We start from the raw sequence: 14,163 nt of genomic DNA on the forward strand, positions 1-14,163 counted from the left end.
CCGGACGCGCTGAGCGCGGCAGCCCTCTGGGTCGGCCGGAACCGGGTTCACGGCCGGATGAACTCGATGACGTTCACCGTGGGGGTGTGCAGCAGCACCAGCGCGTTCTTCGCCTGTTCCTGATCACGGCGCGGATGCCGCCAGTGAGTCCAGGTGCGTGGTGAGGACCTTGGTCGCCCAGCTCGTGTCGGCCGCCGGCGGCTCGTAGACGAGGTGGGTCGCGAGTCCGTCGATGACGGCGTGCAGGCGCTGGGCCTCGATCTCCGGGTCGCGCCCCGGCGCCAGGTCGGTGCCGTTGTCGAGGGCGGAGATCATCCAGCGGCAGGTGTCGCGCACGGCCTCGAAGGCTTCCTCGCGGGGCCCTCGAAGGGATGTTTCGGTGGTGGCGGCGCTGAACAGCGCCAGGTTGACCTCCATCTCCGCGCGCCGCTCGGCGTCGAGCGGCAGCAGTTCGCGCGCCACGGCCTCGACGCTCTGCCGGACGGTGGGGTGGGGCGGGATGGCGGTGATGCGGGCCCGGACACGGCTGACGACGAGTTGCATGGTGAAGACGAGCAGCTCGCCCTGCGTGCTGAAGACGTGGCGCAGCGACCCGGCGGAGACCCCGGCCTCGGCGGCGACCATGCGCACGGAGACGCGGCCTATGCCGTGACGCATGATCACTCGCCAGGCCGCTTCGGCGAGCTCTTCGCGCCGCTGTTCATGATCGATGAGCCTGGGCATGGAGCTTATGTTAGCGCAGCCGTGCTACCATAACCGCTATGGTAGTACGGTTGTGCCAAGAAAAGGCCGTTCCGGCCCCGCTCCGACTGCTCGTTCCCGCGGCGATCGTCCTGGTCGCCGTCTATGTCGCCCTGCCGCTGCTGATGGCCATCGACCGCGACTTCACCGGCGCGTCGGTCATGCGCGGCAACCCCGGCCTCGACCCCGCCCACCTCGACTTCGCGATCAACGCCGCCGTCACGTACGCGGTCGTCCTGCACGCCCTGGACGTCGTCCTCGTCATCTGGTTCGTGCTCAAAGCGCTCAAGGGCCGCCACTGGGCCCGCGTCGCCCTGACCGTCTACCTCATCGTCGCCACCCTCGCCGGGTTCGTCTCGGCCGCCGCCGGGTCCGAGTATTACTGGGCCGTCATCTCCGCCGACGTCATCCACCTCGTGATGATCGCCGCACTCTGGCTGCCGGCCTCCGCCCGCGCGTTCTTCGCCGCCCACCGACGGCGCCCCGACGTGGCCGAGCGGGTCGGAGAGCCCGTGTCCTGACCCCCGGCGGCGCGTTCTCCGCCTCGCGGCTGCGTACTGTAACTCTTCGGGGGCGCACAGCTATCTCTCCAGTGTGGGCCTGTCGTCTCACCTGCGAGGAGCGCCTATGGTCGGATACCGCTTCAATCCTCCTCCGGGCTGGCCCGAGCCGCCGCCCGGCTGGCGGCCGCCGCAGGGGTGGCAGCCCGACCCGGCGTGGCCCGCGGCCCCCGCCGACTGGGAGTTCTGGGTCCCGCAGGACGTTCCGCCGCAGCCTCCAGAACGCAGGAGCGGCGGGCTGTTCGGCGGACGCAGACGCCTGGCGGAGGAGAACGCCCTGCTGCGCGCCTGGGTGGAACGGCTGGGCGGCATGGACGCCATACGGATCGCGGAGCTGACCGGCGGGCTGCGCGACGAGTACGAACGGCTGTGCGCCGCGCTCGACGACGTGACCCGGCGGCTGCGGGAGGCGGAGCGGCGGATCGTGTGGACCGAGGAGACCGCGCTGCTGCAGGAGGTGGGCGTGTACGAATACCGCCACCCGCTGAGCGACGTGGTCGCCTACGAGGAGCGCCTCGCACAGGTCAGGGCGCGCATCAAGGAGATGGCCAAGGAAGGGCGGGCCGTCGTCGGCGCCACCGGCCGGCAGGCGAACGGCTCGGCCGCCGAGGGGCGCAAGATGGCACGCGACTTCTCCACGCTGATGGCGCGGGCCTACAACGCGGAGGCGGACAACTGTGTGCGCACGATGCGGCCGTACACCCTGCAGTCAGCGATCGAACGCCTGGAGAAGTCCGTGGACACGATCGTGCGGCTGGGGCGGACGATGAGCATCCACGTCAACCCCGAATATCACCGCACCAGGATCTACGAGCTGCAGCTGACCGCCGACCACCTCGCCAAGCAGGAGGAGGAGAAGGAGCTCGTCCGCGCGCAGCGGGAACGGCAGCGGGAGGAGGAGGCGGCGCGCCGCGAGTTCGAGCGGGAGAAGGCGCGACTGCGCGAGGAGGAGGCCCACTGCCGGGCGGCGCTGGCCGGACCGGCACAGGACGGCGCCGCGTCCCGGGAGGGCGTGGCGGAGTTGGAGGTCAGGCTGGAGGAGCTCGCCGCCGCGGTCGCCGCCGTCGAGGCGCGCGAGGCCGACACCAGGGCCGGGTACGTGTACGTGGTCTCCAACATGGGGGCGTTCGGCGAGGACGTCGTGAAGATCGGCATGACCCGCCGGCTGGAACCGGAGGACCGGGTGCGCGAGCTGGGCGGCGCGTCGGTGCCGTTCAGGTTCGACACGCACGCGCTGATCTTCAGCGAGGACGCCGTGGAGCTGGAGGCGCGGCTGCACGCGGCGCTGGACGACCGGCGGCTCAACAAGGTCGACCTCCGGCGCGAGTTCTTCCGCGCGACCCCGGCCGAGGTGCGCGACCTGCTGCGCGAGATCGCCGGTCAGCACCTGCTGGAATACCGCGACACCGCCGAGGCCCTGGAATGGCGGCAGTCGGCGGGCATGACCTGACGTGAATGTGTCCCCGGGCGAGCCCGCTCAGAGATGAGGGCTGAGGCGCTCGGCGATCTCGTCGGTCGCATCGAGGTCGAGACGCGGGACCTCGCCCGCCCGTGTGCCGCCGTCGGGCAGGGTGCCGGCGACATGGAAGTGGACATGGGGGACAGTCTGGTGCGCGGGCACGCCGTTGTTCTGCCAGACGGCGACGCCTCCAGGGTCGTAGGCGGCGACGATGGCCCGGGCCGCCCGCCGCACGGCGTTCATCAGGTGCCGCTCTTCGGCGAGCGCCACGTCCATGACCGTCGGGCGGTGGGCGACCGGGATCACCAGCACGTGCCCTTGCCCTCGTTGCCAGCGGGTGACCAGGATGGCCACGTGCTCCCCCTGCTCCAGGATGGAGGCAGGGCTCAGCCCGGCGAGGTAGTCGCAGAAGGGGCACCGGTCCGCGGAGGGCATGGATATCGGCATGCTCCCGATCTTGCCGCACTCAGGTGGCAGAGCTTCTCGCTGTTCGCCCACCCCCGGATGGTCCGACCCGGCCGCCGCTGCGCGACCGCGCCGGCCGGACGTGGTACGCCAGGCGCCACCGCAGGCGTGATCGGGCGGAGCGAGCTGGACTTCGTCCGGTCGCGGGTGCGTGAGCTGGACGGGCTGCCGCGGCCGCCGCGGGTGCCCTGCCACCTGGACTGGGAAACGCCGGGGACCGGGTGGGAAACGCCGGGGAAACGCGTGCCGCTCTACACCTGACTCAGGGCGCGGCCCTCCCCAGCGGGCCGTGCCGTGAACGCTGCGTGTGGGGGAGGACACGAGTGCGCGGGACTACGACGCCTTTCATCGGCGGGCGTGTCCTCGATCTCGGCGTGGCCGTGCTGGAGGTCAGCAGAACAGCAGGGCGAGCACGACCGGCGCGGGCGGGTGCGCGAACATGGGCAGCAGGGCGAGCCCGGAGAGAACGGCGAGCGGCACGGTGACGCGGTCGCGAACGGCCGGACGCGTCCACCAGGTCAGGACCGTCGCGCCGGTCGCGTAGCCGAGGGCGATGGCGGCCATGAGCACCCCGGCGAGTGGCGGGCCGCCGCCCAGCTCGCGGGCGAGGGGATAGGCGATGGCCTCGGTGCCGAAGGCGAAGGCCGACACCAGCCAGACCAGGAGCAGGCAGTGGCGCAGCCAGGGGTCGGCGAACACGTGGCGAACTCCCGCCGCCGCGTCCCTGAGGGGCGATCAGCGAGCGCCCCCGCTCTCGGGGGCGGGCCGGGGCCGGACGCCCCGCCAGATGAGTGCCGCGGAGGTCGCGAACGTCGCCGAGTTCGCGATCAGCGCGCCCGCGGGCGTCACCAGCAGCACGGTCGCCCACGTAGGAGAGCGCGTAGGCGGGGTATAGGTAGCGGAACTCCCGCACCGTGAAAAGGCCGGAGAAGGTGGCCGTCATCCGGTCCACGCGCTCGCGGCCGCGACGGCCCCGGGGACCGCCGGCTTCCTCGTTGTCGGCATCGCTCCACCATCCTGCGCGGGCGTCGCCGTGGGCTACGGCATGGAGTGCACACTTCGTAGGCCAGGCGTGCACACCGCCCGCGACGGTCGTATGGGACAGCGGACCCCGAGTGCTGTCTTTTCATCTCTTCCTAGCCCCAACCGAGCGTGCGCATGGCGACTCCTCCCCTCGTCGACTGGCGCTTGGTTCAAGGGTTCCGGAGAGCCGCGCGGTTGTCGTTGGCCGGGAGTCCCCAGCAGTTGGCGAAGCATGCACCGGGGGACAGCGACCAGGTCAGCCGGGTCAGCCGTCGGGTGACGCCTTGGCCATCATCGCGCGTTCCTCCCGGGTGGCGATGAGACCGGCCGGTGCGAGGATCTTGGACTCCTCGAACGGCGCCTCGGCGGTCGGCAGCGCCTCACCGCTGCGGATCACCTTGATCCACACCCGCAGCGCGTCCAGGATGACGACGATGATGAGGATCGCGAACAGCGCGGCCAGGACGCCGTCGACGGTGGAGTTGAGCACGATCTGCTCCATCTCGCCCACCGACTTGGCGGGTGCGAGCAACTGCCCCTGGTCGAGGGCCGTCTGGTAGCGGTCGCGCTGGGAGAAGAAGCCGAGCGTCGGGTCGGGCGAGAACACCTTCTGCCAGCTGGCCGTGAGCGTGACGGCGACGTCCCAGGCCAGCGGGACGGCCGTCACCCAGGCCCACTTCAGCCGCCCGCTCTTGATCAGCAGGGTGGTGGCGACGGTGAGCGCCACGGCGGCGAGCAACTGGTTGGCGATGCCGAACAGCGGGAAGAGCTGGTTGATGCCGCCGAGCGGGTCGTTGACGCCCTGGTAGAGGAAGTAACCCCAGGCGGCGACGACGACGGCGCTGGTGACGATCAGGCCGGGCCACCAGCTCACGCGGGAGATCGGCTTCCACAGGTTGCCGATCGTGTCCTGGAGCATGAACCGTCCCACGCGGGTGCCGGCGTCCACGGTGGTGAGGATGAACAGCGCCTCGAACATGATCGCGAAGTGGTACCAGAACGCCTGCCAGCCGGCTCCGCCGAGGAAGCCGGAGAAGATCTGCGAGATGCCGACGGCGAGGGTGGGGGCGCCGCCCGTCCTCGCGATCAGCGTCTCCTCCTGTACGGCCTGCGCCGCCGCCGACAACTGCTCGGGCGTGATGACGAAGCCGAGGTTCGTCACGGCCTGGGAGGCGCTCTCGACGGTGGCCCCGACGACGCCCGCGGGGGAGTTCATCGCGAAGTAGAGGCCGGGGGTCAGCACGCAGGCGGCCGTGATGGCCATGACGGCCACGAACGACTCCATGAGCATGGAGCCGTAGCCGATCATCCGGACCTGCGACTCCTTCTGGATCATCTTGGGCGTCGTGCCGGACGAGATCAGCGCGTGGAAGCCCGACAGCGCCCCGCAGGCGATGATGATGAACACGAACGGGAACAGCGACCCGGCGAAGACCGGCCCCTCACCGTTGAACGCGAAGTCGGTGAAGGCCGGGGTCTTCAGCGTCGGCATGGTGACGGCGATGCCGATCGCGATCAGCGCGATGGTGCCGATCTTCATGAACGTCGACAGGTAGTCGCGCGGCGCGAGCAACATCCACACGGGCAGGACGGCGGCGACGAACCCGTACGCGATGAGCCAGAGCGCCAGCGCCGACGGGCTGAGCGTGAAGAACGGCGCCCAGCTCGAGTCCTGCACCCAGCCGCCGGCCACGATCGCGAGCAGCAACAGCGCGACGCCGATGACGGTGGTCTCGACGACCTTGCCCGGCCGGATCACCCGCAGGTAGAAGCCCATGAACAGGGCGATCGGGATGGTCATCGCGATGGAGAAGACACCCCACGGCGACTGCGCCAGGGCGTTGACCACGACCAGCGCCAGCACGGCGAGCAGGATGATCATGATGGCGAAGACGGCGACGAGCGCGGCGGCCCCGCCGACCGGTCCGATCTCGTCGCGGGCCATCTGCCCGAGGCTGCGCCCGTTGCGCCGCATGGAGAAGAACAGGATCACCATGTCCTGGACGGCCCCGGCGAAGATCACTCCGGCGACGATCCAGATGGTGCCGGGCAGGAAACCCATCTGCGCGGCCAGTACGGGCCCGACCAGCGGCCCCGCGCCGGCGATGGCGGCGAAGTGGTGGCCGAAGAGGATGCGCCGGTCGGTCGGGTGGTAGTCGATGCCGTTGTCGAGCCGCTCGGCCGGGGTGGCCCTCCGGTCGTCGGCGCCGAGCACCTTGCGCACGATGAAGCGGGCGTAGAAGCGGTAGGCGATGGCGTACGAGCCGAGGGCGGCGGCCAGCAGCCAGACCGCGTTGACGTTCTCGCCTCTGGACAGGGCCAGCACGGCCCATCCCGCGGCGCCGACGAGCGCGACCGCCGTCCAGATGAGGATGGAGCGCAGTTTCACCGGTTACCTCCCATCGTGTGGGCCATACAGAGGGCGCCCCAGGCAGCAGCGCAGACCGGCGTCCGGCGGCAGATCGGTGGTGAAACGCCGCCAGCGCCACAGCGGACGGCAGTCGATCATGACGGGGAGGTCGGTGAGATGGACCCAAGCGGTCGGATGCGCGTACACCAGGTCGGTCCCGAGCGGGCGTGCGCGCCGGGGTAGCCGAGATCGGCGCAGGGGCCGGACCGAGAACTCGCCCGCGTCCGCGCAGCAGAGCCCGGTCACGTGCCAGTCGAAGAACACCACTTCGTCGTCGCCCAGCGCTTCACGTGCGGCAGCGGTCACCGTGATTCGGGACACCTGGTGCTCCTGAATAACAGGTAGCTCAGAAATTAACGTCGGCCTTACCCGCTGTAATGGCCCTTGAAACCCGATCGACGCTACGCCCCCGGCCAAGGAAGGCCGGGGGCGCACGGTCAGCGGGTCATGGTTTCCTCCACGGTTCGAAATAGGCCACCGTGGTGAAGTCGACCTCCGTTCCTGAGAGCAGGTCCCCGGACGTCGTGCTCGATCCGGTCACGAAGATCCGCACCCCGGTGTCGCCGGTGGCGTCCACGGCGAGCGCGTGCGCGATGTCCGATGCGCCGGCCGGGCCGTCGTACTCGCCGGTCCAGACGGGCTCGCCGGTCGCGGCGTCGTAGGCGATCGTCACATAGTCGATTTTCATCAGGTACTCGTCGGCTCCGGACGGGTCGTTCATGCCCTGGCCGGTGACGACGACCTTGCCGCCGTCCGGCGTCACGGCGACGTCCCAGGCGAAGTCCTGATGGTTCGCCTTGCCGTTGTGGCGCCGCACCCACGTACGCTCGCCCGTCGCGGGGTCGTAGGCGATCGTGGTGAAGTCCCCTCTGGTCCCCTCGCCCTCGGTGTTGCCGGTGACGTACACCCTGCCGTCCGGCCCCGTCGCGATGTCGTGCGGGGTGTCGCTGCCGTGCGCGGGGCCGTCGTGACGGTCCGCCCAGAGCTCCTTTCCGGTGGCGGTGTCGTACGCGATCGTCGTCATGTCGGTCTTCGTCTCGCCGGCGCTGGATCCGATGACGAAGAACGACGCGCCGTTCGCGGCGACCGCCATGCCGCCGGGAATGTCGATCCCGTTCGCCGGGCCGTTGTGCCGGGCCGTCCAGAGCTGCTCGCCGGTGGCGGCGTCGTAGGCCACGGTGCCCCAGTCGGACAGCCCCGTGCCGGTGCCCCGGCTCTGACCGGAGACGAGGAGCCTGGACCCGTCGGGCGTCGCCTTGATCACCCTGGCCGAGTCGGTGCCGTCGCCGGGCCCGTTGTGGTGCGCGGCCCACTTCTGCTCCCCGCTGCCCGCATCGTACGCGACCGTGAAGTAGTCGTCCTTGCCGGGCGCGCCCAGCGAGGTCATGCCGGTGACGTAGACGTGCGTCCCGTCCGGGCCGACCGTCAGGGCGTTGGCGCGGTCCGAGGCGTTGGCCGCCCCGTTGTGCCGCGCGACCCAGAGCTCCTCGCCCGTGGCCGTGTCGTACGCGATCGTGACGGCGTCGTTGCCGGTGTCCTCGCCGGCGCTGATGCCGGTGACGAAGAGCCGGGCGCCGTCGGGGCTCACCTGGATCCCCGCCGGCTCGTCGAAGGTGCCGGCCGGTCCCGCGTACGACACGCTCCACAGCTCGGCGCCGGTGGCGGCGTCGTGGGCGACGGTCGAGATGCGCGCGCTGCGCACGCCGGGCTGCGAGCCGTAGCTCGCGCCGGACACGTAGACCCGCTCGCCCCCGGGATCGAGGGCGAGGTGCCCGGCGGTGTCCTCCCCGCCCGCGACCCCGTGGACGGCCGCCCACGCCTCGGGCACCGGCCGTACGACGACGGGCACGCGCACGGTGTGCCGGCGGTCCTGCCATGTGAGCTGCCCGCCCACGTAGGTGTTCATGGGGGCGGTGGTTCGCGTGAGCGTCACGGTGAACGACTTGGTCTGCCCCGGCCGCAGGGTGAGCCGGCGCGGCTCGACCGTGACGTCGACGCCTTCCAGCCCGGTCGTGGAGGCGGTGTAGGTGGCGGTGCGGCGGTCGACGTTGGTGACCTCGCGGGTCACCGTACGCGTGCCGGGCAGCCGGCCGACCGCGATGGACGGGACGTTCAGGTCGCCGGCTTCGAACGAGTGGCCCTTCCTGGCCAGGCGTTCGCAGGTCCGCTCCTCGACGCCGCTGGTCGAGCCGCAGAGGAAGGCCAGCCAGTCCTTGATCCCGCTGTCGTAGACCAGCCCGGGGTCGGCGGCGCCGTCCGGCACGACGTGGCCGGCGCCCTGGCCGAAGATCACCGACGGGTCGTGGCCGGGCCCGTCGAGCACGTCGGAGCCGCTGGTCATCAGCGCCGACTTGACGGCCATCGGCGACCAGCGCGGGTGCAGGTCCTTCAGCAGCGCGGCGAGCCCCGCGACGTGCGGCGCCGCCATCGACGTGCCGCTCGCGACGTTGAACGCGGACCCGTTGGCGCCCGGCGGCGCGTACGCGGCCAGGATGTCCTGCCCGGGAGCGGTCAGGTCGGGTTTGAGCAGGTCGCCGCCCGCGGCGGTCAGCGGCCCTCGGGAGGAGAACGCCGCTGTGTACGGGGCGGGCGCGTCATCGACGATCTTCGCCTGCTGGATCGTGGCCGTCGCGCCGTCCGCGGCGGCGTGGTCCTTGACCGCCTGCCTGTCCTTCTGTGCGACGTGCAGCGTCGGCACGGCGTGCAGGTCGGCGTTGAGCGAGTTGTCGTCGGTGTTGGCCAGGATCATGCCGACCCCGCCCGCCTCGGCGACGGCGACGCTCTTGTTGGCCCGCGGCGTCTCCCCGCGGTCACAGACGACGATCTTGCCCTTGACCTTGGCCGGGTCGAGCACCGCCTGGCCGCCGTTGTCCCTGGCGGCGTGGCACTGCGCCAGCCGGGTCGCGTCCGCGCCCGGCAGCCCCGCGGCGGTGGAGTCGATGAGGGGCGCGGGACCCGCGCTGACCGCCGCCAGCGAGGCGCCGCTCAGCGCGGTGCCGTCGCCGAGCGTGGCCGAGCCCTGCGTGCCGCGGTCGTGCGTGCCCGCCGCGACCGTGGTCACCCAGGGGGACGGGTGCGCGACGGTGCCAGGGGCCGGGCCGCTGTTGCCGGCCGAGGCCGCCACGAACACGCCCGCCTCGGCCGCCGACAGGAACGCCACCTCAGCCGGGTCGAGCAGGTCCGAACTCGTGCCGGAGACCGAGTAGTTGATGACGTCCACGCCGTCCGCCACCGCCTGGTCGATGGCGGCGACCAGGTCGGAGTAGAAGCCGTTGGCCGTGGAGGCGTCCTTCGTCGACCAGAGCGCCTTGTACGCGGCGATCCTGGCGCGCGGCGCGATGCCGCTGATCGAGCCGAACACCGCGGCCGGCCCGGTCACCTCGACGCCGTGGTTGCCCGCCGCGGTCGAGGCGGTGTGCGTGCCGTGGCCGTTGTAGTCGCGCGGCGACAGGTATTCCCACGGCATCGCCTGCTTGACGCCCTCGTCGCCGCCCCAGCCGGCGTTGAAGTGCCGCGCCGCGACGAGCTTGCCGTTGCACAGGGCGCCGGTCCACGACTCGTCAGGGCTGCTCCGCGGGCATGTGCCGTGGAAGCCGGGCACCCTGCCGTACGGTCTGCCGCCCGGGCCCGGGTCGGCGAAGCTCTGGCTGTCGGCCCAGATACCGCTGTCGATCACGCCGATGACCAGGCCGTCGCCCGCGCCCTTGCCTCGCCTGCCGCCCGTGGGGCCGCCGAGCTCGTCCCACAGGCCGCCGCGCTTGTCGAGACCCAGGAACGACGGCGTCGACGACGTCGCCACCGGCACCTTCCTGTCCTCGGTCACGGCCACGACGTCGGGCAGCGCGCGTAACCCGGCGGCCTGCTCCTCGGTCAGCCGGGCCGCGAAGCCGCCGTAGGAGTAGACGTAGTCGTAAACTTTCGTGCCGCCCACCTTCTTCAGCGCGGCGTCGTGCCTGCCGCGCAGGTGGCCGGCGTATCTCGTCACCTCGCTGGAGCCGGGGTCGATCTTCTCGCCCTGGTCGGGCTTGGTCCCGGCCAGCCCCGCGACGTCCCCCTCGTACGTCGCCACGGGGTCGGGGGTCATCTGCACGATGTAGGTCTTCTGCTCCGACGCGCCGGCCGCCGCGGTGGCCTGGCCCGGCGCGGTCACTCCGGCCAGCGCGAGCCCCGTGAGCGCCATGGCCGCCACCAGCCGACGGCGTCCGAACGTGGTGAATCCTGGAAATCCAGGTGATGTGGACAGGTCCATCGTCGCCCCTCAGTGCGTCGCCGCCGATCACGCGGACGGTCGAGACGCTAGTGACGGGCGAGGTTGGGGGACATCCGTAGCTAATACGGATTTTTGACCATAACTGGATCCGGTAGCCTGTTGAAGCTGATATATCGCCATCGGGGCAGGTGGGAGGGTGACGTATGCCCTTCGGTCAGGCCCGCGTCGCCCCCTCAGGCTCCTTGTCCGACGTCCTTGTCGGGCGCCAGGCCGAGCTGGCCCTGCTCCGTACGGTCATCGCCGCCCCGCCGTCCCTCGCCCTGGTCGAGGGCGAGGCGGGGATCGGCAAGAGCCGGCTCGTGGGAGAGCTGCTCGCCGCGCCGGAAGCGGCCGGGGGATCGGCCGGGATCCGCACGCTCGTGGGCCAGTGCGAGCAGCTCCAGGAGCCGCTGCCGCTGTCGCCGCTGCTCGACGCCTTCCGCCTGGCCGGCGACGAGCTCGCCGCGTCCCGCCCGGCCAACCCGGTGATCGGGGCGCTGGCGCCGCTTCTGCCCGAGATCGCCGAGCACCTGCCGCCGCCGCTGCCCGCGCTGCCCGACCAGCGGGCCGAGCGGCACCGGGTGTTCCGGGCCGCCGTCGCGCTGCTCGACCACCTCGGCCCGCTGGTGCTCGTCCTGGAAGACGTGCACTGGGCCGACAGCGGCACCCACGACTTCCTCGCCTTCCTCGCCTCCCACCAGCCGCGCGAGCTGTCGGTGATCCTCACGACCCGGACCGAGACGGGCCCGCTGCCCATCCGCGAGGCCCTGGCCAGAGCGCCGTCCGGCCCCGCGTGGGCGATCAGCCTCACCCCGCTGAGCCCGCCCGAGGTGGAGGAACTGGCGGGCGGCATCCTGAAGGCCGACCTCCCGCGTACGTTCGCCGGGCCGCTCCACGAGACGACCGGCGGCATCCCGTTCGTCGTGGAGGAGGTGCTCCGCACGCTGCTGGAGCGGCTGCCCGCGAACGAGATCCCCGCGAGGCCCGACGTGCTGGCCGACCTCGCCGTCCCCACCGTGCTGCGCGACGTGGTGCTGCGCCGCCTGGCCGCGCTCGACGAGCCGGTACGCGAGATCCTCGGGGCCGCCGCCGTCATCGGAGTGACGCCCGACGACCGGGTGCTCGCGGAGGTCACCGGCCGCGACGCGGAGGAGATCGCCAAGGCCCTGGCGACGGCGCAGGCGGTCGGGCTGCTGCACGAGGAGGACGGCCGCTGCCGGTTCAGGCACGCGCTGGCCCGGCAGATCGTGTACGAGTCGGTGCCCGTCTCCGGGCGGCGCTGGTTGCATCTCAAGACCGCGCAGGCCCTGGAGCGAGGGCCCGGCCCCAGACCCGTGGCCAGGCTCGCCCACCACTACCGGCTCGCGGGCCGGACGGTGGAGTTCGTCGGCAACGCCGAGGCCGCCGCCGACACCGCGCTCGCCCACGGCAACGACGCCACCGCGGCGAGGTTCCTGCTGCGGGCGCTGGAGACCGACGAACTGGCCGGCGACGTGCGCGTGCGGCTGGCCGTCAAGCTCGGCCGGGCCGCGGTGGACGGCCTGGCGCACGCGGAGTCCGTACCCATTCTCGAACGCCTGCTGGCGACCGAGCCGTTGCCCGCCCACCTGCGCGGAGAGCTGCGCTTCGCGCTCGGGCGCATGCTGCGCCAGCAGGGCGAGGCGCGGGCGGGCTACCTGCAGATCGAGCGGGCGGTGGACGACCTCGGGGACCGGCCCGCCCTGCTCGGGCGGGCGCTGGCCGTGCTCGCCGCGCCCGAGACCGTGCCCGACCGGCACGTACGCGAGCACGCCGCCCGCTGCGACCAGGCCGAGCGGGCCGCCCGCCGCAGCGGCGAGCGCGACGTGCACATCGCGGTACGCATCGCGCGGGCCTCGCTCCTGCTCGAACAGGGCGATTCGGCCAGCCGGCGGCTGATCGACGACCTGCTGCGCGACGACCGGCTCCGCGCCGTGCCGAGGGAGCACGCCCGCGCCTGTCTCAACTGGGCGCAGGGCGCGCTGCACATCGGGCGGCTCGACCGCGCCGAGTCGCTGCTCGCCGAGGGGCGGCGGGTGGCCGGCCAGGCCGAGTACCTGCGGGTGGCGGAGGTCGTCGAGCTGGTCACCGCCGCCGTGGACCGGGCGGCCGGGCGCTGGGACGGGCTGGAGCGCCGCGCCCGCAGGCTGGCGGGGCCGGCGGCGACGTTCGCGGCGGCGTTCCTGGACTCGCGGCTGCTGCACGGCACGCTGCTGGCGGCCATCGGGCCGGCCGAGGAGGCCGCGGAGTGCCTGGGTCAGGTGATCACCGTCGCCGAGCGGGTGGGCGCGGTCTGGCCGCTCATCCCCGCGCGGGCGGCGTTGTCGCGGCTGCTGCTCGACCTGGACGGCCCCGCGGCCGCCGCGGAGCAGGCCACCGCGGGGCTCGCCCTGGTCCGCGCCAAGGGCAACTGGGTGTGGGGCGCCGAGACCGTACTGTGCCTGGTGGACGCCATGGACGCGCTCGGCGAGGCCGGCGGGGCGGCGGGGCTGGTGTCCGAGCTGTCCGCCGGCATCGAGGGTGCCGACGCGCCGGTGGCGCAGGCCGCGCTGCTGACCGCGCGGGGCGTGCTGGCGCGCTCGCGGGGCGGCGAGGCGGAGGCCGACCGGCTGCTCGGCGCGGCGCGTACGACGCTGGGCGACGCAGGGCTGCGCTACGACGAGGCCCACGCCTTCGAGCGGCTGGGCCGCCTGCGCGGCGCCGCCGGCGGCGACTGCCTGGAAAGCGCGCTGCGCCTGTACGGGGCCATGGGCGCGGAGCGGGACGTCGCGCGGGTCAGCCGGTTCATGCGGCGGCACGGCGTGCCCGTCCCCTACCCGTGGCGGGGCGGACGGCCCGCGCACGGGCGCTCGCTGTCGGCGCGCGAACGCGAGGTGGCGCTGCTCGCCGCGGCGGGCAGGACGAACCAGGAGATCGCCACGGAGTTGTTCCTGTCGCGGCGGACCGTGGAGAGCCACGTGTCCAGCGTGCTGCGCAAGCTGGGCCTTTCGTCGCGCAGGGAACTGCGCGGTGCCGACCTGCCGCCCGGCTGAGAAAGCCGTGGCCCGTGGGGCTACGGGGGAATTGCGCGGTTTACGCCATGGACATCCTTACGTCATGTTGTTACGTTCTCTGGCAATGACAACGATGTCATTCCTGGTCCCCCCCTCGCAGGAGCAGAGATCGCTCATGGTGTCACGACGTACCTTCTTGCTGGCCAACACCGCGGTCATCGCGGCCGGCGCTGTTTCTTATACAC

The 14,163-nt window shown here is 72.2% G+C and carries 11 protein-coding genes; 4 read left to right on the forward strand and 7 right to left on the reverse strand.

Features of this window, described 5'->3' with window-relative positions:
• Positions 1–123 precede the first annotated feature (123 nt).
• Positions 124–723 carry a TetR/AcrR family transcriptional regulator gene (locus E1295_RS01025; protein WP_132627710.1) on the reverse strand — a complete coding sequence of 200 codons (600 nt, stop codon included), beginning with the start codon at positions 721–723 and terminating at the stop codon, positions 124–126.
• A gap of 38 nt (positions 724–761) precedes the next feature.
• Here E1295_RS01025 and E1295_RS01030 point away from each other — a divergent pair, with 38 nt between their 5' ends.
• Both E1295_RS01030 and E1295_RS01035 read left to right on the forward strand, forming a co-directional pair.
• On the forward strand, positions 762–1,262 hold the full coding sequence (locus E1295_RS01030) for a hypothetical protein (RefSeq protein WP_132627711.1): 501 nt from the start codon (positions 762–764) through the stop codon (positions 1,260–1,262).
• Between the two features lie 106 nt (positions 1,263–1,368).
• Entirely contained in the window at positions 1,369–2,751 is a 1,383-nt protein-coding gene (locus E1295_RS01035) for an SNIPE associated domain-containing protein (protein WP_132627712.1), read from the forward strand.
• Positions 2,752–2,778: 27 nt separating this feature from the next.
• Here E1295_RS01035 and E1295_RS01040 read toward each other — a convergent pair whose 3' ends face one another.
• Entirely contained in the window at positions 2,779–3,207 is a 429-nt protein-coding gene (locus E1295_RS01040; RefSeq protein WP_132627713.1) for an HIT family protein, read from the reverse strand.
• Positions 3,208–3,333: 126 nt separating this feature from the next.
• Here E1295_RS01040 and E1295_RS48425 point away from each other — a divergent pair, with 126 nt between their 5' ends.
• Positions 3,334–3,486 (forward strand): hypothetical protein, encoded by a 153-nt coding sequence (locus E1295_RS48425; protein ID WP_166427020.1) that lies wholly within the window; start codon positions 3,334–3,336, stop codon positions 3,484–3,486.
• Positions 3,487–3,615: 129 nt separating this feature from the next.
• Here the strand turns inward: E1295_RS48425 and E1295_RS01045 are convergent, their stop codons facing one another.
• The 5 genes from E1295_RS01045 to E1295_RS51730 form a co-directional block, all read right to left on the reverse strand.
• Positions 3,616–3,924, reverse strand: a complete 309-nt coding sequence (locus E1295_RS01045; RefSeq protein WP_132627714.1) for an MFS transporter — start codon at positions 3,922–3,924, stop codon at positions 3,616–3,618.
• A gap of 36 nt (positions 3,925–3,960) precedes the next feature.
• Complete coding sequence (locus E1295_RS51725; RefSeq protein WP_281284707.1) at positions 3,961–4,083, reverse strand: hypothetical protein; 123 nt, start codon at positions 4,081–4,083, stop codon at positions 3,961–3,963.
• A gap of 430 nt (positions 4,084–4,513) precedes the next feature.
• Complete coding sequence (locus E1295_RS01050; RefSeq protein WP_132627715.1) at positions 4,514–6,637, reverse strand: carbon starvation CstA family protein; 2,124 nt, start codon at positions 6,635–6,637, stop codon at positions 4,514–4,516.
• 3 nt (positions 6,638–6,640) lie between these two features.
• A complete protein-coding gene (locus E1295_RS01055; RefSeq protein WP_132627716.1) occupies positions 6,641–6,979 on the reverse strand; it encodes a hypothetical protein in 339 nt (112 codons plus the stop codon).
• Between the two features lie 124 nt (positions 6,980–7,103).
• A complete protein-coding gene (locus E1295_RS51730; RefSeq protein ID WP_132627717.1) occupies positions 7,104–10,907 on the reverse strand; it encodes a S8 family serine peptidase in 3,804 nt (1,267 codons plus the stop codon).
• 164 nt (positions 10,908–11,071) lie between these two features.
• Between E1295_RS51730 and E1295_RS01065 the strand changes: the two genes are divergently transcribed.
• On the forward strand, positions 11,072–13,957 hold the full coding sequence (locus tag E1295_RS01065; protein WP_132627718.1) for an ATP-binding protein: 2,886 nt from the start codon (positions 11,072–11,074) through the stop codon (positions 13,955–13,957).
• Positions 13,958–14,163: the final 206 nt, after the last annotated feature.

Source organism: Nonomuraea mesophila (assembly GCF_004352805.1).
Classification (GTDB): domain Bacteria; phylum Actinomycetota; class Actinomycetes; order Streptosporangiales; family Streptosporangiaceae; genus Nonomuraea; species Nonomuraea longispora.